At 59.8% G+C, this 26,959-nt stretch carries 25 protein-coding genes; 15 read left to right on the top strand and 10 right to left on the bottom strand.

The annotated features are described in order from the left end of the window. Positions 1 to 93: 93 nt before the first annotated feature. Complete coding sequence (locus PH562_RS27265) at positions 94 to 1,635, bottom strand: sugar ABC transporter ATP-binding protein (RefSeq protein WP_285176826.1); 1,542 nt, start codon at positions 1,633 to 1,635, stop codon at positions 94 to 96. Positions 1,636 to 1,737: 102 nt separating this feature from the next. Further along, entirely contained in the window at positions 1,738 to 2,694 is a 957-nt protein-coding gene (locus tag PH562_RS27260; RefSeq protein WP_285176825.1) for a sugar-binding protein, read from the bottom strand. Positions 2,695 to 3,067: 373 nt separating this feature from the next. On the opposite strand from PH562_RS27260, the gene PH562_RS27255 reads away from it, so the two are divergent. Both PH562_RS27255 and PH562_RS27250 read left to right on the top strand, forming a co-directional pair. After that, positions 3,068 to 4,210, top strand: a complete 1,143-nt coding sequence (locus PH562_RS27255) for a LacI family DNA-binding transcriptional regulator (protein ID WP_285176824.1) — start codon at positions 3,068 to 3,070, stop codon at positions 4,208 to 4,210. A gap of 91 nt (positions 4,211 to 4,301) precedes the next feature. Continuing rightward, entirely contained in the window at positions 4,302 to 5,597 is a 1,296-nt protein-coding gene (locus tag PH562_RS27250; RefSeq protein ID WP_285176823.1) for a hypothetical protein, read from the top strand. A 33-nt stretch (positions 5,598 to 5,630) separates the two neighbouring features. On the opposite strand, the gene PH562_RS27245 is transcribed toward PH562_RS27250, so the two are convergent. Genes PH562_RS27245 through PH562_RS27235 form a run of 3 tightly spaced genes read right to left on the bottom strand, consistent with a single transcriptional unit; the run spans position 5,631 to position 7,343 of the window. Next, complete coding sequence (locus PH562_RS27245) at positions 5,631 to 6,203, bottom strand: hypothetical protein (protein WP_285176822.1); 573 nt, start codon at positions 6,201 to 6,203, stop codon at positions 5,631 to 5,633. After that, positions 6,193 to 6,756, bottom strand: coding sequence for a DUF4352 domain-containing protein (locus PH562_RS27240; RefSeq protein ID WP_285176821.1), 564 nt, complete (start codon positions 6,754 to 6,756; stop codon positions 6,193 to 6,195). The genes PH562_RS27245 and PH562_RS27240 overlap by 11 nt, the downstream gene beginning before the upstream one ends. Beyond that, complete coding sequence (locus PH562_RS27235; RefSeq protein WP_113232247.1) at positions 6,753 to 7,343, bottom strand: hypothetical protein; 591 nt, start codon at positions 7,341 to 7,343, stop codon at positions 6,753 to 6,755. The genes PH562_RS27240 and PH562_RS27235 overlap by 4 nt, the downstream gene beginning before the upstream one ends. Before the next feature lie 203 nt (positions 7,344 to 7,546). Here PH562_RS27235 and PH562_RS27230 point away from each other — a divergent pair, with 203 nt between their 5' ends. From PH562_RS27230 to PH562_RS27175, 12 genes are all read left to right on the top strand, one after another. Further along, entirely contained in the window at positions 7,547 to 8,551 is a 1,005-nt protein-coding gene (locus PH562_RS27230; protein ID WP_285176820.1) for a LacI family DNA-binding transcriptional regulator, read from the top strand. A gap of 59 nt (positions 8,552 to 8,610) precedes the next feature. Beyond that, entirely contained in the window at positions 8,611 to 9,963 is a 1,353-nt protein-coding gene (locus PH562_RS27225; protein ID WP_285176818.1) for an ABC transporter substrate-binding protein, read from the top strand. 62 nt (positions 9,964 to 10,025) lie between these two features. After that, entirely contained in the window at positions 10,026 to 10,970 is a 945-nt protein-coding gene (locus tag PH562_RS27220; RefSeq protein WP_285176817.1) for a carbohydrate ABC transporter permease, read from the top strand. After that, positions 10,960 to 11,808 carry a carbohydrate ABC transporter permease gene (locus PH562_RS27215; protein ID WP_285176816.1) on the top strand — a complete coding sequence of 283 codons (849 nt, stop codon included), beginning with the start codon at positions 10,960 to 10,962 and terminating at the stop codon, positions 11,806 to 11,808. The genes PH562_RS27220 and PH562_RS27215 overlap by 11 nt, the downstream gene beginning before the upstream one ends. A gap of 28 nt (positions 11,809 to 11,836) precedes the next feature. Further along, complete coding sequence (locus PH562_RS27210; protein WP_285176813.1) at positions 11,837 to 13,033, top strand: glycoside hydrolase family 172 protein; 1,197 nt, start codon at positions 11,837 to 11,839, stop codon at positions 13,031 to 13,033. Between the two features lie 479 nt (positions 13,034 to 13,512). Continuing rightward, on the top strand, positions 13,513 to 14,721 hold the full coding sequence (locus PH562_RS27205; RefSeq protein WP_285176811.1) for a glycosyltransferase family 4 protein: 1,209 nt from the start codon (positions 13,513 to 13,515) through the stop codon (positions 14,719 to 14,721). A gap of 15 nt (positions 14,722 to 14,736) precedes the next feature. Then, the gene (locus tag PH562_RS27200) at positions 14,737 to 15,726 is read left to right on the top strand and encodes an NAD-dependent epimerase/dehydratase family protein (RefSeq protein ID WP_285176810.1); all 990 of its coding nucleotides are present in this window, start codon (positions 14,737 to 14,739) and stop codon (positions 15,724 to 15,726) included. 214 nt (positions 15,727 to 15,940) lie between these two features. Next, positions 15,941 to 16,894, top strand: coding sequence for an N-acetylglucosamine kinase (locus tag PH562_RS27195; protein ID WP_113232238.1), 954 nt, complete (start codon positions 15,941 to 15,943; stop codon positions 16,892 to 16,894). Beyond that, positions 16,891 to 17,757: an amino acid ABC transporter permease gene (locus PH562_RS27190; RefSeq protein WP_285176808.1), complete on the top strand. Its 867-nt coding sequence runs from the start codon at positions 16,891 to 16,893 to the stop codon at positions 17,755 to 17,757. The genes PH562_RS27195 and PH562_RS27190 overlap by 4 nt, the downstream gene beginning before the upstream one ends. Continuing rightward, positions 17,754 to 18,542, top strand: coding sequence for an amino acid ABC transporter ATP-binding protein (locus PH562_RS27185; protein WP_285176807.1), 789 nt, complete (start codon positions 17,754 to 17,756; stop codon positions 18,540 to 18,542). Before PH562_RS27190 ends, PH562_RS27185 begins: the two co-directional genes overlap by 4 nt. Positions 18,543 to 18,605: 63 nt before the next feature. Continuing rightward, positions 18,606 to 19,496, top strand: coding sequence for an ABC transporter substrate-binding protein (locus PH562_RS27180; protein ID WP_285176806.1), 891 nt, complete (start codon positions 18,606 to 18,608; stop codon positions 19,494 to 19,496). A 68-nt stretch (positions 19,497 to 19,564) separates the two neighbouring features. Then, positions 19,565 to 20,572 carry an SIS domain-containing protein gene (locus PH562_RS27175; protein ID WP_285176805.1) on the top strand — a complete coding sequence of 336 codons (1,008 nt, stop codon included), beginning with the start codon at positions 19,565 to 19,567 and terminating at the stop codon, positions 20,570 to 20,572. Between the two features lie 7 nt (positions 20,573 to 20,579). Here the strand turns inward: PH562_RS27175 and PH562_RS27170 are convergent, their stop codons facing one another. The 5 genes from PH562_RS27170 to PH562_RS27150 all read right to left on the bottom strand — a co-directional run bounded on the left by PH562_RS27170 (position 20,580) and on the right by PH562_RS27150 (position 25,658). Further along, positions 20,580 to 21,668: an ROK family protein gene (locus PH562_RS27170; RefSeq protein ID WP_285176804.1), complete on the bottom strand. Its 1,089-nt coding sequence runs from the start codon at positions 21,666 to 21,668 to the stop codon at positions 20,580 to 20,582. A gap of 243 nt (positions 21,669 to 21,911) precedes the next feature. Further along, complete coding sequence (locus PH562_RS27165) at positions 21,912 to 22,679, bottom strand: SDR family NAD(P)-dependent oxidoreductase (RefSeq protein WP_285176803.1); 768 nt, start codon at positions 22,677 to 22,679, stop codon at positions 21,912 to 21,914. A 152-nt stretch (positions 22,680 to 22,831) separates the two neighbouring features. Next, complete coding sequence (locus PH562_RS27160) at positions 22,832 to 23,593, bottom strand: ABC transporter ATP-binding protein (RefSeq protein WP_113232234.1); 762 nt, start codon at positions 23,591 to 23,593, stop codon at positions 22,832 to 22,834. After that, on the bottom strand, positions 23,590 to 24,630 hold the full coding sequence (locus tag PH562_RS27155; protein ID WP_285176801.1) for a FecCD family ABC transporter permease: 1,041 nt from the start codon (positions 24,628 to 24,630) through the stop codon (positions 23,590 to 23,592). Before PH562_RS27155 ends, PH562_RS27160 begins: the two co-directional genes overlap by 4 nt. Next, the gene (locus PH562_RS27150; RefSeq protein WP_483315388.1) at positions 24,627 to 25,658 is read right to left on the bottom strand and encodes an ABC transporter substrate-binding protein; all 1,032 of its coding nucleotides are present in this window, start codon (positions 25,656 to 25,658) and stop codon (positions 24,627 to 24,629) included. The genes PH562_RS27155 and PH562_RS27150 overlap by 4 nt, the downstream gene beginning before the upstream one ends. A 341-nt stretch (positions 25,659 to 25,999) precedes the next feature. Between PH562_RS27150 and PH562_RS27145 the strand changes: the two genes are divergently transcribed. After that, entirely contained in the window at positions 26,000 to 26,473 is a 474-nt protein-coding gene (locus PH562_RS27145; protein ID WP_285176800.1) for a VOC family protein, read from the top strand. Positions 26,474 to 26,959: the final 486 nt, after the last annotated feature.

Raw genomic sequence — 26,959 nt, 5'->3', positions numbered from 1 at the left:
GTTAGAGCAATTCTATGGAAAGCGCCAAGCGTCTTTCGTTGGAAATTGCGTAAAAACAATGAGATAGGGCGGTTCAAGATTCCATGAACTGCTCTAGTGTAGCGTCTTGCCGACAGCCAGCAAAAGCACGTTTTCCTGACTGAACCGATCCTTATCAAGGATGCCGGAGATCCGGCCTTCATGCATGACCGCGATCCGGTCGGAGACCCCGATCACTTCTTCCATGTCGCTCGAGATCATCAGGATCGCCACGCCGGCATCCGCAAGCTTGCGCATCAGGCCGTAGATTTCGCTCTTCGCGCCAATATCGATGCCGCGGGTAGGCTCGTCGAAGATCAGCACCTTCGGGTGCATCGCCAGCCATTTGGCGAGCACGACTTTCTGCTGGTTGCCGCCCGAAAGCGTGCCGGTGCGGGTTACGACTGATGGCGTCTTGATGGCGAGCTGCCTGCGCTGCGTTTCGGCAGTGGCATTTTCTCGCTCAGGCGACACCATGGAGCGGCGCGCAAAGGCCGGAAGGTTGGGCAATGATATGTTCTGCGAGATGGGCATATCGAGCAGGATGCCATTCAGCTTGCGATCCTCAGGCACGAGAAAAATGCCATTGGCGACGGCATCTCTGGCGGATCGCAATTTCAGGTCCTGTCCTCCGAGGGCGATGTTGCCGCCATAGCTGTGGTCGACCCCGAACAGGACGCGGGCAAGCTCCGTCCGGCCTGAGCCGACGAGGCCGGCAAGGCCCAGGATTTCACCGTAACGGATATCCAGGTTGACGGGCTGCGTTGGATAGGCCGCGGTACGAACGGCTGCGACCTTCAGCGCGATGTCGCCCGGCGGACGTGCCGCTTCCACGGAGCGCGCGGCCAATGCCCGCCCGATCATCAGCTTCACCATGCGATCGTGGTCGATCGCGTCTTTCGGCAATGTGCCGACGAGCGTGCCGTCGCGCAGAACGATGACGCGGTCGGCGACACGCTCAACCTCATGCAGGCGGTGCGAAATGAAGATGACGCTGATGCCTTCGGCTTTCAGCGAGGATATGACGGCCAGCAATTTTTCCGTTTCAGCAAGCGGCAGGCTTGAGGTCGGTTCGTCGAGAATGACGAGGCGGGCATTGATGGACAATGCCTTGGCGATTTCGACCATCTGCTGCTGAGCGAGCGATAGTGATGCTACCGGCGTATCCGGCGAGAAATTGGCGCCGACGCGCTTCAAAAGAGGAGCGACCATCTCACGCAGGCGGGCGCGGTCGACCAGTTTCAGGGCACCGCCGCGCAGCGGTTCGCGGCCGAGGAAAATATTGGCCGCAACGTCAAGATTTTCAAACAGGTTGAGCTCTTGATGGACAAAGGCAATCCCGGACGCGATGCTGCTTTCGACGGTGAAGGCGCCGTGCTCGGCTCCATCGAGCCGAATGCTGCCATGATCCGGCCTGACGACGCCACCAAGGATTTTCATGAGCGTCGATTTGCCGGCGCCGTTCTCGCCGACAAGACCGATCACCTCGCCGGGGCTGACATCCATCGAAAAATTATCGAGCGCTACCACGCCCGGGTAGGTCTTGCCGATTCCCGAAAGGCTGAGAAAGGGCATCGTGGTTTCAGTCGATGCCAATGTATCCGAACGCTGGTTCATAACGAATATCATGCCTGTGCGATGTGGCTTCGAGAGCCGCGGCGACGTGAGCAATTGCATTCGAGCAACGCCGGTCCTCGCAACCGGCGCTGCTGGCTGGCCTCAATTGCCAGCCATAGCCTTCAGATTGGCCGCATAGGCATCGACATCGTCCTTGCCGATGATTTTCGTCGGGATGATGATCAGCTTGCCAGCGGGAATGCCCGATTTGTCGCCCTTCAGATAGGCGGCCATCAGCTTCATTCCCTGATAGGCCCAGAGATAGGGCTGCTGCACGACTGTGGCAGCGATCGTTCCTTCCTTGACGCCGCCGAGCGTGATCGGATCGTCATCGAAACCGACGACGGTGATCTGGCCGAGTTTGCCGGCTTCGCGCAGTGCTTCATAGATGCGCGGCGTGTTGTAGGAGTAGAAGCCCACCATGCAGGTGACGTCAGGGCTTGCAACGAGCGCATCTTCGACATTTTTCTTCGCTCTCGTCTGGTCGATGTCGTCGCCGCGCACGTCGGTCAATTCGATCTTCGTGCCCGCCAGGCCTTCCTTCATGCCCTGAATGCGCTCCTTGGCATTGTCGGCGCCGAGAAGTCCCACGAAGCCGATGCATTTGCCCCCGTTCGGCATGGCTTTCTTGGCGATTTCGGCGGCCTGTTTGCCGGCATCGATGTTCGATGAGCCGATATAGGCGACGCGGTTCGTATCCGGTGCGTCGCTATCGGTGGTAAACAGCGCGGTTTCCGAACCGATCTTGTTCAGCCCCTCTGTCGAGGTCTTGGGATCGACGGCGGAAACCATGATGCCCTTGACGCCGGCCGCCACGAGATCTTCCATCAGTCGCTGTTGGATCGCGACCGATGATTGTTCAGGATATTTCAATTCCATATTGAAGTCCGGCAGTTCGGCCTGAGCCTTCTTGACGCCGGCTTCGGCCGCCTTCCAGAAGTCGGATGCGCCGTTGACCACAAATGCGAGAGTGGGCTTGTCGGCGGCGTAGGTCGCCGTCGCATAGCTCAGCAGCAACCCTGCCGCAAAGGCGGCAGCGCCCCGTGTTAGGTACTTCATGATCATCCTCCCATAGATCCGCTTGCGAGATCTAGTTGCAACTCGCGGCAGGCCGGCCCTGAACCCCCTCCTAGGGTTTTCTCGCTAAGCGAGATACGGCACGTCCAACCACGCGAGCGACGGTATACGACTAATTTCAATTAGTAAATAGTATTAGTAATACAGTTGCGCGTGTGCGAAGTGGGGGAGTCTCGAAAATCTGGCTATTTATTTCAATTGCCAGCAATCTTGGGTTCGAAGATGTGGGTGGTGAATCTATGCGTGCCTGCACCGGTTGCCCAGATCGTGCAGTTAATGATAATAAATATTAGCGCATGAAAACGGCCGTGGGGATTGTAGGCCGATTTCGCTTCAGGGGAGATGAGACGCAGTTATGAAGAAGATATCGGCCGCAAACGGCGATCGCACAGCCGTCGACAACAGGATATCCAAGCGAAGTGGCCGTCGGTCCGGCAGCAGGGTCACGATGACCGATATTGCCAAGGCGGCCGGATGTTCGCAGAGCGCAGTATCCTTCGTCCTGAACAATACGCCCGGCATGCGCCTGTCGCAGCAGACCCGCGAGAGGGTCATCGAGGCAGCTCGCCAGCTTGGCTATGTCGCGCCGGTGCTCGCCATACCGCCGGCACTTCTGTCTCCCTCGAAGCTCGATGGCGTCATCGGCTTTGCCGTCGACCAGCTCGCCACCAGTCCGGAAGCCGTCGTTGCGATCGAGGGGGCTCGCGAGGCATGCTGGAACGCCGGAAACGTTCTGCTCGTCGCGCAGACCATGAGCGATCCCATTATGGAGCCGAGAGCGATCAAGGCGCTCAGCAACAGCGGCATCTCGGCGCTCATCTACATGACGATCTTCACGCGCGAGGTGGAGGTGCCGGATTATCTCTACGATCTCAATATCCCGATCATTCTTCTGAATTGCTATACGTCCGACTATGCCTTTCCGGCCGTTGTTCCGAGCGAAATAGCCGGTGGGCAGACCGCGACGCGGCATTTGATCTCGCATGGTCACCATCGCATTGCGACGATCACGGGCGAACCTTGGATGCAGGCCGCCCAGGATCGGTTGACCGGCTATCGTCGCGCTTTGGCGACAGCCGACATTCCATTCGACCCGGAGCTTGTCATCGAGGGTGACTGGTCGGCGAGCGCCGGCTATGCCGGCACCATGAAACTGCTTTCGCTGCCGGAGCGCCCGACGGCGATCTTCTGCCAGAACGACCGTACCGCCATTGGCTGCTACGAAGCGTTGAAGGAGGCTGGCCTCCACATTCCGGAGGACATGTCGGTCATGGGCTACGACGACGAGGACATCTGCCGTCATCTCGTGCCGCCTTTGACGACCTCGGTCCTGCCTCACATGGCAATGGGCCAATGGGCGATCGAGCATCTCGAAACGACCGTCTTGCCGCGAGAGCGCCGCTACCAGATCACCAAGCTCGAATGCTCGCTTGTCAAACGTGCGTCGGTTGCCGCACCCGCGGGCATCAGAACCGGGCGCAAGGTGCGAAAGGTTTGATGGATCCCGCGGGCAGCCGCAGGCGATCCGTTCGCTTGGTAGGTTGAGCGGCGTCTTGGCGACTGGCGGTTCGATTGCTACTATATGCGCCATGACGGTTCTCTCCCAGGATACCCGCCCGCCGCTCCGGCTTCTGTTCCGGCTGCCATCGCTCACTCTGCAACTGCTGTGGCGTTTCTGGCCGCAGCTGATGGCGCTGTGGCTGCTCGGATTGATTGGAAATTCACTTCTCAACGAACTTGCCGTCATGATCGGCCGGCTGAATGCACTGGCCGGGCTTTCTACTCTGGCCCTTGTCGTACTCCTGAAGCTTGTCATCATCGTCGCGCTGTTCGAGACCGTGCGACCTGGGCTACCGTCGCTTGACGCCGCTTCGCGCGTTGCGGCTGCCCGGCCGGAAACCGATACCGGCGATGGCGCCGCGGCGCCTGGCTTCACGTCGATACTCGCGCTGACGCTCGTGCCATTCTTCGCCTACTACGCCGCCTGGGGCTTTCTCGGCGATACGGTGAGGGAGTATTCCAGGCTATCGCTCGACCTGATGCTGTTCGGAGAAAGTTACAATCCTCTGAAATTCGGCAGCAGTGCCTGGCTCCTCGTGTCGGTTGCCGTCGCCTGGGCAGTCAGGCGCTTCGCCAAATTCATGCATGCGCGTTCGAAAGCGCCGATCTGGGCTGTTATCATCGTTGTGTGCGAGGCGAATTGGGCCTTCATCGGTCTCTTTGTCATTTCGACCTGGGAAGGCGACATCCGTTCCTGGGTCGCCAAGCTTCCCGAAACGATCGGGCATTTTTTCGGCTTTCTGAACCCGGTCGGCGATGCCGCAGCGGCCACCATCTTTCCGCCGACGGCGGAGGACGCCTCGTTTTCCTTTTCCAGGCAAATACTCGGTCTCTTCTTCTATGCTCTTTATCCCGTCGTCTGGCTGACCCTTGCCGCCTTGGTCTATGGCTACGACATCAATGGCGAGCGCCCGCTGATGGAAGGCCGGTTGGCGCGCGCGATTTCGCGCTGGCAGTCGCTGCCAAAGGTGATCCGTGATTTCATTTCGCATTTCATCGCAGGCACGGCAAAACGCTATCGCGCATTGGCCGAGGGCGTTGGCCTGACCCTTGGTTCCGGTCTCGAGCTGATGCTATCGGTCATTCTGCTGTACCGGCTGCTGGATTGGGGCTCGGCTTGGGCCTGGTATGGCATCTCAAGGCTCATCGGTCCGCACGATCTGCCCTTGTGGCAGGTGATTGCGCAGGCCATTTCGCTCGTCTTCGGCAGTCCCAGTGCGCCGGGCGACGGCGTTCTCATCATGCCGATCAAGATTTGCCTGCTTGCCGCAGCTCTGGAAATCGGCTTCGCGCAGGGGCGGGAATGGCGCCGCGGCGGAAGCTGATGCCTGAAGCGGCTTAGCTTTTACCGAGTTGCCTCAGTTCAGCCGCAGCGGGAAGGATATGGCGTCCGGTCTCGTTGAGGCGAAGCTCAGCTGCGCCGATAAAGAGGGGATTGCGTCGGCCGGCACGACGAATTTTTCCTCCATGAGCGTGTTTGCGCCCTTGGCGAGCGGTTCGCGCGATACGGTATCGCAGCCCTCGATCGGGGTCGCCTGTGGATCGAGGTCGCGGCTGAGATCCTTGGAAAGAATGAAATTGAGGGGCTGCCAGCGACGCCCCTTCGGATCGGTCAGGGTCAGGCTGCATTGAGCCCAGGACTGCCCGATATCGTCTTCGGCTTTCGCAGCCAGCCTTACGACCACCAGGCGCATCTGGCCGGGGAAGGTAATTTTCCCGTCACGCCCATCGCCGATCACCCTTGCCGGATTGAGCGTCCAGGAGGCCTTGGCATAGGTCTGTCCGCTGACATTGCCGCTTATGCGCAGCTCGTTTCGCTTGATGTAATCCTCGGCATTGCGCCAGGCGTTAATGGTGTAATTGCCCGCCAGCAAGAAGGGCAGGCTTAGCAGGGATGCCAACCACAGCCGTCTCTCCCGTCTAGACGCCATTATTGCCGATCTCCACGCGGTCGCGCGTTTCGACGCTTCCGCCGTCGAGCTTGACGCGAATTTCCGAATCCAGCTGAGGGGACGGCTGCCTGGAAAGCACCAGTGTCATATTGCTCGTTTCATCTTCCGGCAGCTCGAAGATGAAGATGCCCGTCGTCGGCAGCCCCGGCTGCAAATCCTTAGATGGCAGAAGGCGAGGAGCACCATCGGCACGATGAGTCTGCCGGTAGGAGCGGCCCGAAGCTCCTTCAATCGCTGCGGCCTGGATGGTCATGGTATCATATTTCGACTGCAGTTCGACACTGACGATCAGCCAGACCCCTTCGGTCTGCCGCTCGACTGGCTTGCCATAAGATGTAAACGCGATCGTCTTCGCGCGCAGAAGCTTGGCGACCTTGACGCTGAACGTCTTGCTCGACACGGTGTCCTTCTGCAGTCCCGATGTTTCTATGGGGCCGGTCAGGATGGCATAGCTCGGTGTCGTTGATTGCAGGAAAGCCAAGAGTAGGGCGGTCACGCCGACGAGCAACACGGAAAGCAAAAGGCGTATCAAGGATTTGCTCCTTGTCCCACCGAAAGCGGCAAGCCGACGCGCGCCACGTCGTTCGGGTTGAACCAGCCCGGTGCCGCGTAGAGATTGTCCTTCGGCTTATAAGTGGTTCCGACGATCGCGACGTTCAGGACTTTCGGGAGCGTTTGTGTCGCAGGCAATTGCCAGACGACCTTGACCTTTTCCGGCATCATCGGCTGGAGGTCCCAAAGCAAATCATTGTCCCGAACAAGATAGAATTGCGGAGCCGGTGGATTCGCAAGATTTTCGAGCTTCAGCGTATCCCGATACAAGTTCGAGCTTTCCGCTGTCATGTTCTCAAGGGTCAGATCGAGTGTCAGCGCTTTCTTGCCATCGGGAAGGCGTCGGCCATCCGGCGTTTCGGTAGCGACGCTGCCGGAATTGAGAATAACCATCCATTGACCCGCGTCGACGGGTTTGCCGGGTGGCACCTGCGCCACCTCTGTTCCCGTGCGGGTTTCGTAGATCGACAGCCCGAGAGACAGTGCGCCCGCCAGAAGCCCGCCGATACCGGCGATGATCCGTGTATAGAGCGCCTTGTTCGCTTTGCTGATGGCAGACTGGTTCATTGCCTGGTGCGATCGGGTGGTGACTTTCGCCGCCTACATCCGAAGGACGAGCGGCAATCTCTATTTGGTTCAGAGGGTCGATACGGCAAGGGTGGGTGGTGCCTGAGCACAGGAATTATGTGCTGACACTGTCGGAAACATATGTTGTAAATCGATTTGCAAAAGCATTTGCAAATCGATTTACAATGCCGTAGCCTGCGCAAATGACCACAATCGCCAAAGTTGCCAAGCGTGCCGGAGTGTCGCCGACCACTGTGTCGCATGTGCTCAATCATGCCGATCGCGTTTCGGCGGACTTGCGCAAGCGCGTTCAGGAAGCGATCACGGAGCTTGGTTATGTGCCGAACCCGCTCGCTCAAAGCCTCAGGACCGGCCGTACCAATCTCGTTGCCATGCTGATCCCGGATATCCGAAACCCCTTCTATCCGGAAATGGTGCAGGCGGCGCAGTCCGATCTCGAGGCGATGGGGATCGATCTCCTGATCTTCAATACCGATGTTCCCGGCGGTCATTCACAGGAGCATGGCAAGCACTACCTCCGCCAGATCCGCAGCCGGCGTATCGATGGCCTCATCGTCGGCGATTTCGCGCTCCACGGCATGCATGACGCGCTGCTCGAAATCGATCTTCCCACAGTGTTTATCGGCGACCTGCCGAACAAGGCGGTCGACAGCGTCAAGATCGACGATTTTGGTGGCGGCCATCAGATGGGAACCTATCTGGCCCAGAAGGGCCATCGCCGGATCGCGCATCTGACCGGCCCTTCCTTCTTCGCCGAAGCCATGGCGCGCGCCACTGGATTCGAGCAGGGCCTGCGTGACAACGGCGTCGAGCCGATTGCCGAACTGCGGCGGGAAGGAAGCTATCTTGGTCCGTCAGGGGAAGAGGCGGTCGATTGGCTCCTGGCGAACTATGGCGACAACCTGCCCTCGGTGATCTTCTTTGGAAACTACCTGATGGCCGCGGGAGCGCTTGCCGCCTTCTTCGACCGCGGCATCAATGTTCCGAAGGATATCGGCATTGCCGTCTTCGGCGATCAGCCGCAGCTCGAATATATCAGGCCGCGGATTACAAGGGTCGGCAACACGCCGTCGCTGCTGGCCCATCGCGCAACCGAGATGCTGCTGGAGAGGCTTTCGGGAGCTTATGCCGGACCTGCGCGTTCGGACGTGATCCCCTGCAATCTACACGCCTTCGATACCGCATGAATTGAAGCTCCGTCACCCGGGAGGAGAGTGGTGGCGGTAACGCAAAATGGGAGGAAGTCATGACTGGTAAGGATAAGTTCATCACCCCCGCAACCCGTCGCGGCGTGCTCAAGGGCGGCGCGATCCTCGCCGCCGGCGCGGCTGCCGGGTTGAGCGGTTTTCCCTATATATCGCGTATGGCCGTCCGTGCGCAAAGTGCGCCGTTGAAGTTCTGGCAGTTCTACGCGCCAGGCGGCCCGGTCCAGAGCCAGGTCGACTGGTTCGAAAAAGCGGTCGCGGCCTGGAACGACAGTCATCCGCAAAAGGTCGAACTCGAATATGTACCGAACGCGGAATATATCAACGGACCGAAGCTCGCGACCGCTTTTGCCTCCGGCGAAGGGCCGGACATCTTCCTGATCTCGCCGGGCGATTTCCTGCGTTATTACAATGGCGGCGTCCTGCAGGACCTCACGCCCCATATCGATGCCAAGGAGGATTTTCCGGAGAGTGTGATCGCCAACCGCATGGTCGATGGCAAGATCTACGGCATTCCGATGGAAGTCGAGCCGATGGCAATGTACTACTCGGTCAAGGCTTTCGAAGAGGCGAAGCTGAACGAGAACGACGTTCCGAAGACCTGGGACGAGCTGCTTGAGCTCGCCAAGAAGCTGACGACGCCGAAACGCTTCGGCGTGTTGTTCGAGACCCAGCCGGGCTACTATCAGAATTTCACCTGGTATCCTTTCCTCTGGCAGGGCGGCGGCGAATTTCAGGGCAAGGACGGCAAGAGCGCGTTCGATTCTCCCGCCACGGTGCAGGCTCTGAAGTTCTGGCAGGATGCCGTCAATTCGGGAGCGGCACCCCGCCAGGTCATGGGCAGCGGCGCGAATGACACTGTCGCCAACCTGGCATCGGGTTACTGTGCCATCCAGAATGTCGGCATCTGGGGCATCTCGCAATTGCAGAGCAATGCGAAGGATTTCAAATATGGCGTCTTCCGCCTGCCGACACCGCCAAACGGCAAATACGTGACCGTCGGCGGCGGCTGGGCTTTCGTCGCCAATGCCAAGGGCAAGAATCCAGATGCGGCGGCGCAATTCTGCGCCTGGGCGCTGGCTTCCAAGGACAAAGGTTCCGTACAGCGCGTCGCCGACTGGTGCACCAAGGGCAAGTCGGACATGCCACCGCGCGAAAGCGCGCTTGCGGCCGGCGGAGATGCTTTCAAGACCGGCATGATCGGCAAATTCGCCTCCGATGTCTATCCGGGCGCCCGGGCCGAACCGCGTGTGCCGCCGGAGGTCTACAAGATCATCTCCGATGCGATCCAGCAGACGCAGCTTGGCGGCGCCGATCCCCAGGCGACGGCAACCTCGGCCTCGCAGCAGCTCGACGCGTTCCTTGGTTCCTATAGCGGCGCGCCGATCCTTTAAAAAGAAACGTCGGCCGCTGCGGCAATCAGCCAAGCGGCCGTCTCTCTTTCCGGGACGAGATCATGACGACAATTGCAGATGCGACGACAAGCCATGCGAATGGCAGACGCAAAGGCCTTTCCGCCCGGCATCGCGAGTGGATCGCGGGCTACCTCTTCGTATTGCCCGATGCGCTCGGCCTCTTTCTGTTTCTCGGTGTGCCGATGCTTCTGTCGCTCGCCCTGAGCGTTTATGAAGTCAATGGCTTCGGCGGCTACAATTTCGTCGGCGCCAAGAATTATATGCGCATGTGGCATGATCCCCTGTTCTGGAAAGGGGCGAGAGTAACCGCGCTTTATGCCGTCATGCTCGTGCCGTCGCTCTATGTCACGGGCCTGGGGCTGGCGCTTCTCGTACAGCAGACCAATCGCTTCAATGCGGTCGTCCGTTCGATGTTCTTTGCACCGAATATGGTGAGCCTCGTCGTCGTCGCCCTTGTCTGGCAATTCATGGTGATCGACAAGATCGGCGTCGTTGGTCAGACCATGGCGAACCTCGGTCTTCCCGCTATCTCATTTCTCGGCGATCCGAATTTCGCTTTGATCACCGTCGTGCTTGTCAGTGTCTGGTTCCTGATGGGCTTCTATATGCTGATCTTCCTGGGTGGCCTGCAGGATATCCCGAAGGAATATTATGAGGCGGCGATGATCGACGGTGCTGGCCCGGTCAAACGCTTCCGATACATCACGCTGCCGCTGCTGAAACCCACCAGCTTCTTCGTTGTCATGGTCTCGATGGTTGCTGCCGTTGCCGGCGCCCAGGCCTTCGATATCATCTACGTCATGACCAAGGGCGGCCCTGCCAATTCGACGGCGGTGCTGATCGTCTACATCTATCAGCAGGCCTTTTCCTTCGGTGCCTTCGGCTATGCGGCCGCAATGTCGTCGATCCTGGTCGTCGCGCTCATGGCCGTTACCGCGATTTTCTTTGCCGTCACGCGCGGAGGGCGTTTCGATCATGCGGAATGATGCCTCCAACGCCTATTTCGCGCGATCGCAGGTCACGCTGGTGCGCTGCCTGTGGATGTTGATCGCTGCCATCCTGGCACTGATGACGCTGTTTCCGCTGCTCTGGATGGTCTCGATCGCTTTCAAACCAGCGGCCGAATCCTTCTCCTCATCGCTGATACCGGAAGCACCGACGCTCGACAATTTCATATACGTTCTGACCGGCGTGCCCTTCATCCGCTACATGCTCAACAGCTTCTTCGTCTCGGCGACGGTGACGATCGTCGCGCTGTTCTTCCATACCATGGCGGGTTATGCGCTGGCGCGTCTGCGCTTTCCCGGGCGTGAGATCATCTTTCTGGCGATCTTCTCGACCTTTCTCGTCTCACTTCCGGTCGTGATCGTCCCGCTCTTCATCATCGTCAAGGCAATGGGCATGATCAATTCCTATGCGGGGCTCATCATTCCCGCGATCTTCAATGCCTTCGGCATCTTCCTATTGCGGCAATATTATCTCTCTTTGCCGCGCGAGATCGAGGAAGCGGCGGTGATCGACGGCGCCGGCTATTGGCGCATCTATTGGAGCGTCATTCTGCCCCTGAGCCGACCGATCATGTCGGCTCTTGCTATCCTGTTCTTCCTCGCCAACTGGAACTCCTTCCTCTGGCCGTTGACGATTACCTCCAATCCGAACCTTTGGATGGTGCAGGTCGGCATCGCCAACTTCAAAAGCCAGTATTCGGCATCCTGGAACTACATGATGGCGGCCTCCACCATCGTCGCCATTCCCACTCTCATCCTCTTCGTGATTTTCCAGCGGCAGATCATGGATTCGCTGAAGACCAGCGGCCTGAAATAGCCGCCTTCATTCAAGACAGGAGACACTTATGAGCAATCTCGGCCTTTCACCCCTGCGCGGGCTTGCGAAGCTGCGCGAAGCAAGAACGCGCCGCTTTTCGAGCTATGATCGCACCGGTGGCAACGACGATCGCTTCCATATCGAGCCGGGAAAGACGGAGGTGATCGCCGAGCACTCGGGCGCCGGCATTATCACCCATATCTGGGCAACGCTTGCCTGCGAGAGCGAGAATTTCCTGCGCAAGATCATGTTGCGCGCCTATTGGGATGGCGAGACGGAGCCGAGCGTCGAAGCGCCGATTGGCGATTTCTTCGGCATGGGCCATGGCCGCACGGCAAACTACGCCAGCCTGCCGATGCAGGCGAGCCCTGAGGACGGCAAGGCGTTCAACTGCTACTTTCCCATGCCCTTCGGCTCGCACATGACGCTGACGGTGACGAACGAAGCCGAACACGACCTGCTGTTCTACTACTATGTCGATCTCGAGCTTCATCAGACGCTTGAAGAGGACATGGGACGTTTCCACGCGCAGTATCGCCAGTCGCAGCCCCAGGGCATGAGCGATACGGGTCTCACCAACGAGGAATATCTCTTCGGCGGCGAGAATGTCGACGGCAAAGAGAATTATACGATCCTGGAGGCAGAAGGCCGCGGTCATTATGTCGGCGTTCTCTATAGCGTCTATTCGCGCCGTCGCTCTGACGTGTGGGACTGGTACGGCGAAGGCGACGACATGATCTTCATCGACGGCGAGCAGGGGCTTTCCGTGCCTGATACCGTGCGCAAGCCCGATCCGCGCATCGGGCCGAAGGCAGCGCTGATCGAACCTCGGCCGGAATCTGCGCCTGGTGCCAATGACGCCTGGCCGCCAACGCTGCACGGCACCGGCACGGAGGATTATTTCAACACGGCGTGGTGCCCGACACAGGAATATAGCGCGCCCTATCATGGCATTATCGCCGCCGGTGGTCCGAACTGGACCGAGCCCGTCACGCTCTATCGCTGGCATATCGAAGATCCGGCGATCTTCCAGAAGAGCATCCGCGTGACGATCGAGCATGGCCACGCCAACCGCCGTTCCGACGATATTTCCTCGGTCGCCTTCTGGTATCAGGCCGAGCCACACAAGCCGTTCGGCGCTTTTCCTTCTGTTACCGAGCGCGTGCCCACCTTTCGCCGTCCGTTCAAGGAAATGGAGATAGCGGTCAAGAAGGCGAGGGAATGAATGGCGGGCTTCTTTGCTCCGTCGGTGGCAGCGATGTGAACGTCACGGCAACCCATGTTCCTCGCCTTGATTTTATACAAATACGCTCCTAAAAGTAGTCATAAGTGACCTCTTTTAGGAGCTTACCATGACAACGATCAGCTTAAAGGATAGCCAATCTCAAACACTTCCTGCCGTTTGACATTCCCGTCCAATCGCCGGACCAAATCGCGCGCTGATGCTCCGGTTTGAATAGAGCGTCCTGGTGGTTGCGCAAACAGCAAGCTGGAGTACATGGCTTGGTAAGCATGCGCTACCGGCATTTCCCCCTCCTGCATCGATGGGACCCTGTGAATTCAACCTGAAAGCGGGATGCTTTCGTGCGAATGGATGAATTGAAAAGCTGGCGTGTTAGGGCGCTTTATGTATCGGGCGCGAAACGTAAGAGGACGGTTTCTTTCGCTGCGCCTGGTTAATGCCATAGGCGAGTTGCTGTTCTCATGCGTCTCATACTTGTCAATGATGTTTCGACCGTTCGCGGTGGCGCAACCAAGGTGGCGCTGCAATGTCTTGAGGCAAGCAGAGATGCCGGGCTGACATGCGCCGTATTGGTCGGCGACGATGGCGAAGGCCTCAAGCCGCGCTTTGCCGGTATCCGGACGGTTGCCTTGGGCGAGCGTGCCCTTCGAGAGGGGCCGGCGACCGCCGATATCCTTGCGAAGAACTACAATCGGCGAGCCTATGAGGCGATGGAAGGCCTGCTTCGGGAATCGGATGAGGAAACCGTTGTCCATGTGCATGGCTGGTCACAGATCCTCTCGCCCTCGATTTTCTATGCGCTTGCCAGGCATCGGGTCAAAGTCATAGTCACGGCGCATGATTTCTTCCTGACCTGCCCGAATGGCGGCCTTATCAATTTCCGCAGCGGCGAGGTTTGTGACATCAAGCCGCTATCTCTCGCCTGTCTGACGACCAATTGCGACAAGCGCAGTTATCTCCATAAGCTTTGGCGCTTCCGTCGTACCCTGACACAGCAGGGGGTCGGCGAGGGATTTTGGAGCCGGGTGGGCATCGTCCTGGCGCATGAGAGCATGGAAGCGTTTCTGCGCACCGGCCCCTTCCAGCATTTCACGACACTGCGCACGCCGACGCAGCCATTGACGCCGGCGCCTGTCGAGGCGTGGCGCAACCGCCGCACTGTTTTCCTCGGCCGCATGTGCTGGGAAAAAGGGGTTCATACTCTGGCGGATGCGCTCAACAAGACCGGCAGGACGGCAACGCTGATCGGGCGCGGGCCATTGCTTGCCGAGATGCAGCGGCTGTTGCCGCATTGCTATGTGCCTGGCTGGTTAAGCGACGAAGAGGTGACCGAGATCGCCGGCAGCGCGCGCGTTTTCGTCATGCCGTCGCGCATGCCCGAGCCTTACGGCCTGGTCGCCGCCGAAGCATTGATGTCCGGCATCCCGGTCATCGTCAGCAGCAATGCGCTGATTGCGACGGAGGTCGAGGAGAATGGCGCCGGTTTGGTATTCGATAGCGGCGATGCGGATTCGCTGGCCGAGAAATTGGTGGCGACGGATGACGACCACTTGATGCGGCGGCTGAGCGAAGGGGCGTTGGCCCTTGGCCGCCGCATCGCGCCGAGCAGAGCGGAATGGGGGCGCCGCATGGTGGATATCTATCTGGGACGGGGTGATTTTTCTGCATAGTGGTGGGGGGAGACAATGGGACGCGCGTTAGTGACTGGGGGTTGCGGTTTCGTGGGCCGGCATCTTGTCCGGCGGCTTCTCGCCGAGGGCTTGGATGTCGTCTGCGTCGATTCACTGGTCGCGGGAACGGGGGCGCTGCATCCGGAACTGTGGCAGCGGCTTCAGCGTTCCCGCTTCACTTTTTGCGAAGAGGATTGCCGGACGTTCTTCGCGCGCCCTCCCGAGCATTTCGACTATGTCTTCCATCTTGCCGCGCTCGTTGGCGGTCGCTTGACGCTCGAGACGCGCGCGCTCGACGTTGCCGAGGATCTGGCAGTCGATGCGGAACTGTGGCAGTGGGCATCACGCGCCAAACCCGGTTCAGTCATATTCTTCAGTTCCAGTGCGGCCTATCCGGTGTCGTTGCAGACTATCGCCAATCATCGGCTGCTGTCGGAGGACATGATCAATTTCGACGCCGCCGTCGGTGTCCCCGATCTCAGCTATGGCTGGGCAAAATTGACCGGCGAATATCTGATGAAACTCTATGTCGAACGGTACGGCCGGCGGGCCATCGCCTACAGGCCGTTCAGCGGCTATGGCGAGGATCAGGATCTTGCCTATCCTTTTCCGGCGATCTGCCGTCGCTTGCTTGCGGAAAAGGGTGCGCCGGAAGTCTTCGTCTGGGGCTCGGGCCATCAGTGTCGGGACTTTATCCACATCTCGGACTGCATCGACTTCATCTGGCAGACGAAGGAGCTGCTTCCCGACGGGGCAAGCCTCAATCTATCGACCGGCACCGCGACTTCCTTCATCGCGTTGGCCGAGGCGATCAGTCGGCAGATCGGCTGGCAGCCGGCCGTCACCGGGCGATCGAACCATCCGGAAGGTGTCTTTTACCGCTGCGGCGACACGGCCCTGCAACGCTCCTACGGACTGACCCCCTCGGTCGGTCTGGAGGAGGGGATTGCACGGACGCTCGCATATCTTCAGGCCGAGCGGGCGTCATACGCGCTCGCCATGTAACCCATCACCAAACATACCTGTCGCGTCCCGTCGATGAGGTCCGAGGCCGACCGGCTCTGCCCATCTGAATTCGGCGACCCTGCTGCAATCGTTCAGGTCATGAGTTGGCGCGGGTCAATTCAGTATCGAGATCATCCACAGATCCGAGAGTACGAAATAATGCTTGCGCGTCTCCCATAATTAGGTAAGTTACCTAACAAATGGATCGGGACGCATGATTGCTGGAATTGATATTGGCGGAACCAAAACGCAGCTTATCGCCGAGATGAATGGCGAGACGGTTGGCGAAAGGACCGTCCACACGGCCGAATGGCGCGCTCGCGTCGACCATGATGTGGATGCGCAAGCCCTCGTTTCGCTGCTTGTCGCAACGACCGCAGCGGCACCGAAGATCACGGTCGTCGGCGCGCATGGCTGCGACAGCGACGAGGATCGGCTTGCGCTGCAAACAAGGCTTGCCCGGCATTTGCCCGGCGCCGTGCTCGTTCTCAACGACTCCGAGCTGTTGCTGCCGGCGGCGGGCAAGTCGAGCGGCATTTCCGTTATCAGCGGTACCGGTTCGATTGCGGTCTCGCGCGACGCTGCGCGTAGGATGATCGCATCCGGCGGCTGGGGTTGGTATCTGGGCGACGAAGGAAGTGCGAGCGGTCTTGTGCGGGAAGCGGCGCGGACCATCCGCTTTGCGCTTGACCAGGGACAACCGCTTGATCTTCTCGGTCGCAACCTCATAGAAGCGCTTGGCATATCGTCGCCGATCGAGATTGGGCGGGCGTTGGGCGAGATCGGATCGGCAGCCGGCATAGGCCGGCTCGCACCCTTGGTATTCGACGCAGCGAATGCAGGTTCGCGATATGCCGACAAGGTCATCACGGAGGCGGGTGCCTCACTTGCCGTGCTCACAGCGCAATTGCTGGAACGCGGCGCGCCGCGTGGCGATGTCGTCACCGGCGGCGGCGTCATTGCCCGTCAGCCGCGGCTTCTCGCGGCTTTCAAGACCGCCCTCGGCGATCGTCTGCCCGATCTGACGCTGACCCTTCTCAACGAGGCGCCGGTGGCAGGGGCGATGGTGCTCGCCCGCAAGCTCAGCCGTGGTGACCTGCCGGCCACCTTGCCGCCGCCGCATATCGACGGCGAGTTGAAAACTGCCGATGATTGGAGAGCCGCATGACCTCCCAAAAAATCATTCCCGCACGAAACTGGGGGCAGCGCGTGATCGCGGTCGTGCTGATCGCTGTCGTCGTATTGCTGGTGTTCATGGTCGCCGCCAGCCGCCACATCGCCTGGTCGGCCATACCTCAATATATCTTCGACGAGACGATCCTGGATGGGATCAAGCTGACTATCCTGTTCACCGTCTTGTCGATGATCATCAGCATCGTTGCCGGTGCCATCCTTGCCACGATGCGGCTCGCGTCCAATCCGGTGCTGTCCGGTTTCGCAAGCCTCTATATCTGGTTCTTCCGCGGCACGCCGCTGCTGGTCCAGATCATCTTCTGGTTCAATATCCAGCTTTTCATTCCGAGCATCGATATCGGTTCCATCCACATCGACACCAATTCGATCGTCACGGCTTTCGTCGCAGCGCTTCTTGCCCTCAGCCTCAATGAGGCGGCCTATATGGCGGAGATCATTCGCGGCGGACTGCTCGCTGTCGATAGCGGCCAAAATGAAGCCGCCAAGGCGCTCGGTTATACGCCCGCCCAATCGATGCTGCGCATCATCTTTCCCCAGGCGCTACGCGTCATCATCCCGCCGATCGGCAATCAGACGATCTCGATGCTGAAGACGACCTCGCTCGTTTCCGTCGTCGCAGCCCAGGACCTGCTGACGCGCGCGCAGAACATCTACGCCCGGAACTTCCTGATCATCGAACTGCTGATCGTTGCCAGCATCTGGTACCTCGTAATGACCACGATCGCCTCAGCCATCCAGCTCGTCATCGAAAGCCGGCTTGGAAAATCTACGAACCAGGCGCCCGGCCTGCTGCAAGGCGCCCTGCGCCTCATGGGCGCGGAAGGGAGAAACGGATGAGTGCTCCTGCAACATCGTCCTCGGCAAGAGCTCTCGTCCAGGCGATCGACGTCCACAAATCCTTCGGTCCGCTGGAAGTGCTGAAGGGCATCAACCTCTCCGTCGACAAGGGCGAGGTCGTCTGCCTGCTCGGTCCCTCGGGAAGCGGAAAATCGACCTTTCTCAGATGCATCAACCACCTGGAACGAATGACAGCGGGCCGCATTCTCGTCGATGGCCAGTTGATCGGCTATCACGAGCGGGGCGATGCCTTGCATGAGATGAGCGGCAAGGAACTGGCCGTGCAGCGGCGCGACATCGGCATGGTGTTCCAGCGTTTCAATCTTTTCGCCCACCAGGACGTGCTGACGAACATTTCTCAGCCGCCGATCCTCAATCGCGGAAAGTCGCGCGAGGAGGCGGTATCCAGAGCACGAGAGCTCCTGAAGATGGTGGATCTCGAAGGCCGCGGCAGCGCCTATCCCTATCAGCTCTCCGGCGGGCAGCAGCAGCGCGTAGCGATCGCCAGAGCGCTGGCGATGAACCCGAAGCTGATGCTCTTCGACGAGCCGACATCCGCACTCGATCCCGAACTCGTCGGCGAGGTGCTGAACGTGATGCGCAAACTCGCGGCGGACGGAATGACGATGATCGTGGTGACGCACGAACTCGCCTTCGCCCGCGATGTCGCCGATCGGATCGTGTTCATGGATCAGGGCGTCGTCGTCGAGGAAGGGCCGGCACGCGAAGTCCTCGACAATCCGCGACAGGAAAGAACGCAAGCGTTTTTGAGACGGATGCACTGACCGGCAGGCACCGCAATGAGGCCGCACGTCCTTCACGTGCACCAGGAAAAAAGGGGAATGACAATGACAGGGAAGACCAAACTGACAATCACCTTCGCCTTGGCGACGATGCTCGCAACCTCCACGGCCTGGGCCGCGGGCGTCGACCAGAAACTGCACGCCATGCTGCCCGAAAAGATCCAGTCTTCGGGCGAGATCAAGGTGGGCACGGAACCGCAGACACCACCTTACGATTTCTACGGCGAGGACAACAAGACGATTATCGGCCTCGAACGCGAGCTTCGCGACGAAATGGGCGCCCGTCTCGGCGTGAAGTTTACCGACGTGCCGGCGCAGTTCGCCAGCATCATTCCCGGCATTCAGGCTGGCCGTTTCGATATGGGCATGTCCGCCTTCGGCGATTTTGCCGAGCGCGAGAAGATCGTCGATGTCGTCAACTACATGCTCGAGGGCACCAGCATCATCGTGCTGGAGGGCAATCCGAAGGGCGTGCATAGGCTGAAGGACGCCTGCGGGCTCAATGCCGGCGCGGTCCAGGGCTCGATCCCGCTTCAGCTCCTCGACAAGCAGAAGACGCTTTGCCCGGCCGATAAGCCGCTCAATGTCATGCAGTTCCCATCGAACGACCAGATCAAGATCGCCTTGCAGAGCGGTCGCGTCGACCTTTCCATGGACACGACAGGGGTAGCGGCCTACAGCCTCCAGCATCAGCCGGCGGGTAACAAGAAACTGGAGCTCGTGACCGGTACCCAGTATGCGGTAGGCTACCAGGCAATGCTCGTAGGCAAGGATGATCCGAAGCTGCGCGATGCGCTGGCGGCCACCATGCAGTCGATGATCGACGATGGCTCCTATGCCAAGATCTTCGAGAAATGGGGCCTCGGCGAAAACAAGCTCGACAAGGTCACCATCAACGATGCCGCGCGATTCGCCGACTACATGAAGCTGGATTGAGATCGGCCAAACCTCGGGCGGCCGTTATTTGCGCGGCCGCCTTTCCTTGCAAAGATACGGGAATGATCATGACAGACAGAGTGCCTTACCGCGAAGCGATCGCATTGCAGCCCGCTGCCCTCAATACCTGCTTCGGCGCCGTCTCCACGCGGCTGGAAACCCTCGATCTGGAGCCGGTAAGGCGTGGACCGACGGTCCTCGTCGGGATCGGTGCCAGCCTCTATGCGGCCGTCGTCGCCGCGGCGCAGATGCGCGCGCAGGGCCTGCGCGCCTTCGCCCTGCCGGGTACCGATCTCTATGACCCATCGGTCGATGCCGGCGAGGCCTATATCGCCTTTTCCGCCTCCGGCCGCAGCGAAGAGCCGGCGCGCGCGATGGAACTGCGTCCCAACGCCCATTCCTACGGTATCGCTAAGGCGGACGGCACGCCGATTTCGCGGGTCGTGAAGCATATGATCGCAACCGAGAGCGGCGCGGATAGCGGCCCGAACACGACAAGTTATCTCGGATCGCTGCTGAGTGCAGCCTTGCTCATCGATAAGGCCGGTCGCCCGTCCGGCACGAATTGGCAGGAACTTTCAGGTCGCGCCGAGGCTGTATTGACCGAAACGCGCGCTCAGGCCGACAAGGCCGCCAAGTTGCTGGCCGGCAAGACGTCAATCGATTGCGTTGGCGCAGGCGCAGCTCTGGGCACGGCCGGCTACGCGGCGCTCCTGATCCGCGAAGCCGCACGTGTCGCTGCCCAGGATTGGGATACGCTAAACTTTCTCCATGGGCCGATGGAGCCGAACGACCGGGATAGCGGCGTGCTGCTGTTCGGTAATGGCCGCGAGGTGAAGCTGGCGCAGGATCTCGCCGGCTTCGGCATTCCCTCGGTTCTCGTCACCGCGCGGACCGATGTTGTAGATACCGACAATCTCGTCGTCATTCATGTTCCGGCCTTCTCCGAAGGCATCGGCGATGCCATTCTGCAGGCTATTCCCGCACAATTGCTGATTGCGACGCTCTCGGAGGATGCCGGCCTGCCGGTCTGCGAGTTCCGCTACCGCCAGACCGATACCAAGCGCGACATCTGAGCCTTGCTCAGATGCTGATTTGGTTGACGGCGAGCGCGCTCGGATAGAGGAAGGCAGTCTTGCCTTCCTCTCCCAAAAGTCTCGCCATGGCGAAGTCGATGGCGAGACGCACGGCCCCAAGCACGGTCGCCTGGTTCGATAGCTGGCCATTGACCACTTCCACCGGCCAGCACAATTCCTTCACCATATCCCTCACACCTGGCAGCAATTGCGGGTTTTGCCCGACGCCGCCCCCAAGCACGATCAGTTGCGGATCGAGCACGCTGACGCAGGCGGCAGCGAGGTTTCCGACATCGCGGGCATGCTGCTCAACAATGGCGCGCGCCGTCGGAGATTGTTCCACGCGGTCAAAAAGTTCGCTGGCACTCTTCGGTGGGGCGCCCTCACCGGCGGGCCATTTTGCTGCGGCGCGCTCCAGGAGGGCTGCAGATCCCATATAGGTTTCCACCTGTTGCCATTTCGGCCGTTCGTATTCCGACCATGGAAAGGGCAGGTGGCCGATTTCGCCGGCGCCACCCTTGAAGCCCCGGAAAAGCGTGCCGTCCAGCACGATGCCCATGCCGGTCTTCACGCCGATCTGCATGTAGATTACGAAGGAATACTGCTTCGCCGATCCTTCGTGATATTCGGCAAGGGCGGCGCAGTTGACGTTGTTTTCAAGCAATACAGGCGCGCCGTAGGTGGCTTGCAAATGCTCCAGAACGGGTATCAAGGTCTCGCGGCCGAACATTCTCTCCAGCGATGCGGAAATGATGTTCGGCAGGGCGATCGCGATTGCGCGCAACGGCGTCGATCGCGTTTCGAACTGGGAAAGCAACCTTGCGACAACATCTTCTATCAGAAGAAACCGTTCATCGGCGGATTTGTCGACAAGCGGCATTTCGACGGTTCCGAGTGTGGTGCCGTCGAGGCCGCGGGCAATGGCGTTGATATGGGTCGTGCCGCAATCGACGCCGATGACGAAGCCCGCCTTTGGCCCTAGGCCGTAGGTGACGGAGGTTCGTCCGACCGAGCCGCGATTGATGCCGGCCGGCGCGAGCAGGTCGTGCCGTTCAAGTTCGCTGACGGCCGCCGACATGGTGGGTTTCGAAAACATCAGCGACGCGCTCAATTGCGGTCTCGTCGCAGGGCCGCTGCTTGCGATGGTTCGCAGCACTGCCCGCGCACTCTCCGTCAGCGGCGGCGCCTCAATTCCGGTCTGTTGCCAAGCTGTACTCAAAGGACACCCGGGGGCAGTGAAGTCATTCGTAAAGCTCCCTTACCATCGGGGTTACGAAATTGACAGCCATATCCTATTGAAAAATATCGACTTGCTCGGACGATGCACTGCTATTTGCGATCAGATGGCGGTAAAGCCATTGTCCACGAACAGGTGGATGCCGTTGACGAAGTTGGACTCGTCGGAGGCCAGATAAAGGGCGGCGCGGGCCACATCCTCGGGCTCCCCGATCCGCCCTTGCTGGGCCGCGATCGCCGCATCCGAGACATCGACGCCGAGGGCCTGCAGCTCGGCGACCTCGCGCAGCCCGTGTGGCGTGCGGATGAAGCCGGGGCAGACGGCGTTGCAGCGGATATTGCGATCGCGGAACTCGACGGCGATAGCGCGAGCAAACATATGCACCGCCCCCTTCGTCGTGTCATAGAGCACCTCCATCGGGGTTGCCGCGACGGCGGAGATCGACGAGGTGCAGACGATGGAGCCGCCGCCGACAGCGATCATGCCCGGCAGCACCGCCTTGGTCATGAGGAACATCGAGCGGACGTTGACGCCGTGCAGCCACTCCCATTCCTCGAGCGTCGTTTCGAGGAACGGCTTGATGACGATGGTGCCGGCATGGTTGAAGAGCACGGTCACGGCGCCAAAGCGGCCCTCGATGTCCTTGACCGCGGCATTGACGGCCGCTTCATCCGAAACATCGGCAACCCAATGGTCGGCGATGCCGCCGGCATCGCGGATTTCGCGCACGGTCTCAGCCGCCGCATCGCCATTTCTGTCGATGATCGCGACCTTCGCGCCTTCGGCCGCAAACAGGCGCGAGGCCGCACCGCCCATGCCAGTGGCGCCGCCCGAAATGATTGCGATCTTGCCCTTGAGCCTGTCTGTCATGTCTTCCCCCATCCGCCGCATGCCAAAGACCGGCGCCTTGCGACCTTTTGCCGATGCCCTTCAAAATCCTCGAGCCCGTCGAGCTTATCGCGAAAGATGCGCTCGGTTCCATGGTGAGGCAAGGGCAATCAGGGGGCCGATTCCGGATTATCTCATCGTAGATAGTGGATATGCGGCCGGGAGTGGTGAGGAGAGGTTTCGACTCTTGCCTCGACAGCAAAGACGTTTCTCAGCAGATCTTCGGTCAATACGCCTTCCGGGGTGCCGGAGGCGACTATCCTGCCTTGCTGCATGACAATCAATTGATCGCAGAACATGGCGGCGTGATTGAGATCGTGAAGAGCGATGATGCTGGTGACCGGCAGGCCGGCGACTAGCCGCATCAGGCTGATCTGATGCTGGATATCGAGGTGGTTGGTCGGCTCGTCGAGGATCAGTTCCTTCGGCGCCTGTGCGAGGGCTCGCGCGATGTGGGCACGCTGCTTTTCGCCACCCGACAAGCTCTGCCATCGGTCTTTGCGTTTCTCTCTCATGCCGGCGCGTGCGAGAGCATCTTCGACCGCCTCGTCATCTGCCGACGTCCAGCCGGAAAACATCGATCGGTGCGGAAACCGGCCGAGCTTCACGACATCGATGACCTTGAGATTGGCGTTGGTGGTGCTGTGCTGCTCGACGAAGGCGACGCGCCTTGCGATCGAACGGCGGGACATCCGCTGCAGATCCTTCTGTTCGAGCGTGATGCGACCGGAATTCGGCCGTTTCAAGCCGGCAAGCAGACGTAGGAGCGAGGTCTTGCCGGAGCCGTTCGGTCCAAGCAGGCCGAGCATCTTGCCTGCGGGTGCCTCGAACGAGACGCCATCGAGGACGGTCTTTGTGCCGATTTTCCAGGTGATGTTGTCGGCCTTGATGCTCATGATGCGCGCTGGAACCGGTAGAGAATAATGGAGAAGAAGGGAACGCCCACCAGCGCCGTGACCACGCCGATCGGCAGAACCTGCTGCGGGATGAGCGCGCGCGAGGCGATATCCGCCAGCACCATGAAGATCGCTCCGACAATGGCGCAGGCCGGCAGCAGCCGGATGTGGAGCGGGCCGACGAAGAAGCGGGCCGCATGTGGCACGACGAGACCGACGAAGCCGATCGATCCGACCATGCTGACGATCGTCGCAGTCATCATCGCAGTCAGCGCGAAGAGCCAGATCCGCGCCTGCCCGACATTGACGCCGAGAGACGAGGCGGCCTCATCACCAAAGGCGAACGCATCCAGCACGCGCGCATAGAGCAGACAGACCGCGAGTCCGAAGCCGACAATGGTCGCAACCAGCACGAATTCCGGCCAGCGGACGCCACCGAAACTGCCGAGCAGCCAGAACATCACATCCCGCGCCTGCTGTGCGTTTCCCGATGTCGTCACGATATAAGATGTCGCAGCGTTGAACAGTTGGGAGGCGGCAACACCGGCAAGGATCGTGCGGTCGGCGCCGCCTCGCGTGCCGTTTGAAAGCAGAGCGACGAAAAAGAAGGCCGCGAATGCGCCGGCAAAGGCACCAGCCGAGAGGGAAATCGCTCCGGCACCGATGTTGAGTATGACGATAGCGACCGCGCCGGTCGAAGCGCCCGCCGAGATGCCGAGCACATAGGGTTCGGCAAGAGGGTTGCGAAGGAGCGACTGCATGATCGCGCCTGAGAGCGCCAGGCCCGCTCCGCAGAAAGCGGCCACGAGTGCCCGGCTGAGACGATAGTCCCAGATCACCGTTTCGTGGATGCGGTTAAGTTCGATCCCCGTCCATCCTAGCCTGTTGGTGATGGCGTAGAAGGTCGTTGAAAGCGGAATCGGCAGGTCGCCGATGCCGACGCTGACACCGATCGTCAGGCTGATCGCCGCGAGAGAGGCAAAAAGCAGCAGGCCGATGATGGCGAGCTGCCTCAGGGTTCGATATGTGTCGGTCACTTCAGAAGACCAAGCGCCTTAAGCTGCTGGGCGACCTGCTCGGCGCCATAGATCGTCCGGATGGTCGGGTTCATGGCCTGGCCGTCCATGACGAGGATCGCCTTGTTCTTGACCGCGGCTAGCTGGCTGACGGCAGGATCGGTGGTGAGAAACTTGACCTTGGCTTCCGGCTTGTCGAGCTCCCAGCGATTGCGATCGAGGCTGGCAACGACGATGACGTCCGGATTGGCGGCGATGATGCTCTCCCAGCCGAGCGTCGGCCATTCCGCTTCGGTGGTAATGGCATTGCGGCCGCCAAGCAGGTCGGCGATATAACCCGAGGGGCTGTTTTTTCCGCCGACATAGGCATCCGCAGATGGCGAGGGGCTGGAGAACCAGAAGACATAGGAGAGCTTCTTGCCATCCTTCGGCGCATTTGCGCGCAGTGCCTCTTCCCGCTTTTTGAAATCCCCGATCAGCGCCTGGCCCTTGTCGCGGACATCGAAAATCTGCGAGAGTTCGTCGATTTCCTGGTAGAGCGTGCTCATGTTCCAGATCTGGCTACGGGCGGCATTGCCATATTTGTCTTGAGAGGCACCTTGGGCCGGGCAGATACTGGGGGAAACATAGGTGGGAATATTGAGCTTTTCGAAGTCCTCGCGCTTTGCCACCTTGCTGCTCGGTCCCATAAGGGTCGGCAGCGCGGCGGTGACGAAGTCAGGATTTTCCGAGAGGATCGATTCAAAGGTCGGGAACTCGACCGTCAGCAGCTTGACCTTGGAATTGGCTTCCGCAAGCTGCGGCAGAACCTTGTTGGGCCAGAAGGCGGTGCCGACCATTTTGTTTTCGAGGCCAAGCAGTAGAAGAATTTCGGCGCTGTTCTGTCCGAGCCCTACCGCCCGTTCCGGAGCCTTCTGGAATGTGACCTTGGTGCCGCAATTGTCGATGGTCAACGGATAGCTGGTGGAGGCGGCGGAGGCTGTCGCCGTGGCAAATCCGAACGCCGCGCAAAGAGCTGAAACGGTCAAAACTGATTTCAATATGGTCACGAATATATCCCGGTGGCTATTGTCAGCGCGATCGGACGAAAGCGCCCGCGCGATATAGCCTTGTCACTCGGTCAAAAACAAGAGAAAAAAAGTCATATTTCTCTACGCCAAAAGCCTCTCGTCAGGCGATGTCTGGGGCAAGCATGTTGTACAAAGGCATGTAGCGGTTTCGCGGCATTGACATGCGCAAAAGACGATTTTGAAGTCGCGATGCGGTTTGACCGGCGTCCGAAGGGCAGACGCCGGTCATTGCACGCCGAAATGGCGACGAAGAGGGTGGCGAAATGCGATCTCGCGCCTATTTCAGCAATTGGGAAACGGAGAGCAGGAGGATCAGAGTAATGGCGAAGAACACAATTTGCTTGTGGTACGACAAGGATGCGGAGGCCGCGGCCAATTTTTATGTCGGGACTTTTCCCGATAGCGCCATGGGTGCCGTCATCCGCGCGCCGGGAAACTACCCGGAAGGTAAGCAGGGCGACGTGCTGGTCGTCGAGTTTACGGTCGCGGGTGTTTCTTGCGTCGGCTTGAATGGCGGTCCGGTGTTCAAGCACAATGAAGCCTTTTCGTTTCAGATCTACACCGAAGACCAGGAAGAGACGGATCGCTATTGGAACGCCATTGTCGGCAATGGCGGCCAGGAAAGCGAATGCGGCTGGTGCAAGGACAGATGGGGCGTATCCTGGCAGATCACACCGCGTATTCTGATGGAAGCGCTGCGTGAGGGCGGTGATCCGGCAAAGCGGGCTTTCGACGCGATGATGACCATGAAGAAGATCGATGTGGCCGCGATCGAAGCGGCTCGGCGCGGCTGAGGACTGAAACGGCTTGCCCGGCGCGCATCCCATCCCAAGGTCGCCGATGCCATGGTGATTTGGGATGGCTGTCGTGCGCCGGGCCATGATTGCTTTTATTCAAGACTCCATTAAATATGCATTCTCGCATATGAAATCGGCTGTTGTGGATCGGATAATAACAACTTATCCTTGATCGAATGCAGAGGCAGGCCAATGGCGGTTGACTGGTGAGGTTTGCAGAGTATGGCCGCACGGAACGCCGCCAGCTGGAATCATTGCAAGGTCACCGCCGTCCTCAGCGGGCGACGTGCACGATCGCGTTATGAACGCCTTGGCCAAGGAATTTGGCTGATCGAACCTGCCAGTCCCCACAAAAGTCGCTTTCCACGCAAAGATTGGCCGCAGGCTGCCATGTGCTTGCGACTGCCTCGGTGCGGGCGGGTTTCTGATAGAATTGCCGTGAAATCCCGTTGTGCCGACACCGATAGAATTTCTCCCGACCTG

It is taken from the genome of Rhizobium centroccidentale, assembly GCF_030182565.1.
Taxonomy (GTDB): domain Bacteria; phylum Pseudomonadota; class Alphaproteobacteria; order Rhizobiales; family Rhizobiaceae; genus Rhizobium.
This window is presented reverse-complemented; position numbering and strand designations above follow the sequence as displayed.

Bases quoted from the DNA above. Each gene is read 5' to 3' on its own strand.
- PH562_RS27265 (WP_285176826.1), bottom strand. From the start codon at position 1,635: ATGAACCAGCGTTCGGATACATTGGCATCGACTGAAACCACGATGCCC.
- PH562_RS27260 (WP_285176825.1), bottom strand. From the start codon at position 2,694: ATGAAGTACCTAACACGGGGCGCTGCCGCCTTTGCGGCAGGGTTGCTG.
- PH562_RS27255 (WP_285176824.1), top strand. From the start codon at position 3,068: ATGAAGAAGATATCGGCCGCAAACGGCGATCGCACAGCCGTCGACAAC.
- PH562_RS27250 (WP_285176823.1), top strand. From the start codon at position 4,302: ATGACGGTTCTCTCCCAGGATACCCGCCCGCCGCTCCGGCTTCTGTTC.
- PH562_RS27245 (WP_285176822.1), bottom strand. From the start codon at position 6,203: ATGGCGTCTAGACGGGAGAGACGGCTGTGGTTGGCATCCCTGCTAAGC.
- PH562_RS27235 (WP_113232247.1), bottom strand. From the start codon at position 7,343: ATGAACCAGTCTGCCATCAGCAAAGCGAACAAGGCGCTCTATACACGG.
- PH562_RS27230 (WP_285176820.1), top strand. From the start codon at position 7,547: ATGACCACAATCGCCAAAGTTGCCAAGCGTGCCGGAGTGTCGCCGACC.
- PH562_RS27225 (WP_285176818.1), top strand. From the start codon at position 8,611: ATGACTGGTAAGGATAAGTTCATCACCCCCGCAACCCGTCGCGGCGTG.
- PH562_RS27220 (WP_285176817.1), top strand. From the start codon at position 10,026: ATGACGACAATTGCAGATGCGACGACAAGCCATGCGAATGGCAGACGC.
- PH562_RS27215 (WP_285176816.1), top strand. From the start codon at position 10,960: ATGCGGAATGATGCCTCCAACGCCTATTTCGCGCGATCGCAGGTCACG.
- PH562_RS27210 (WP_285176813.1), top strand. From the start codon at position 11,837: ATGAGCAATCTCGGCCTTTCACCCCTGCGCGGGCTTGCGAAGCTGCGC.
- PH562_RS27205 (WP_285176811.1), top strand. From the start codon at position 13,513: ATGCGTCTCATACTTGTCAATGATGTTTCGACCGTTCGCGGTGGCGCA.
- PH562_RS27200 (WP_285176810.1), top strand. From the start codon at position 14,737: ATGGGACGCGCGTTAGTGACTGGGGGTTGCGGTTTCGTGGGCCGGCAT.
- PH562_RS27195 (WP_113232238.1), top strand. From the start codon at position 15,941: ATGATTGCTGGAATTGATATTGGCGGAACCAAAACGCAGCTTATCGCC.
- PH562_RS27190 (WP_285176808.1), top strand. From the start codon at position 16,891: ATGACCTCCCAAAAAATCATTCCCGCACGAAACTGGGGGCAGCGCGTG.
- PH562_RS27185 (WP_285176807.1), top strand. From the start codon at position 17,754: ATGAGTGCTCCTGCAACATCGTCCTCGGCAAGAGCTCTCGTCCAGGCG.
- PH562_RS27180 (WP_285176806.1), top strand. From the start codon at position 18,606: ATGACAGGGAAGACCAAACTGACAATCACCTTCGCCTTGGCGACGATG.
- PH562_RS27175 (WP_285176805.1), top strand. From the start codon at position 19,565: ATGACAGACAGAGTGCCTTACCGCGAAGCGATCGCATTGCAGCCCGCT.
- PH562_RS27170 (WP_285176804.1), bottom strand. From the start codon at position 21,668: ATGTTTTCGAAACCCACCATGTCGGCGGCCGTCAGCGAACTTGAACGG.
- PH562_RS27165 (WP_285176803.1), bottom strand. From the start codon at position 22,679: ATGACAGACAGGCTCAAGGGCAAGATCGCAATCATTTCGGGCGGCGCC.
- PH562_RS27160 (WP_113232234.1), bottom strand. From the start codon at position 23,593: ATGAGCATCAAGGCCGACAACATCACCTGGAAAATCGGCACAAAGACC.
- PH562_RS27145 (WP_285176800.1), top strand. From the start codon at position 26,000: ATGGCGAAGAACACAATTTGCTTGTGGTACGACAAGGATGCGGAGGCC.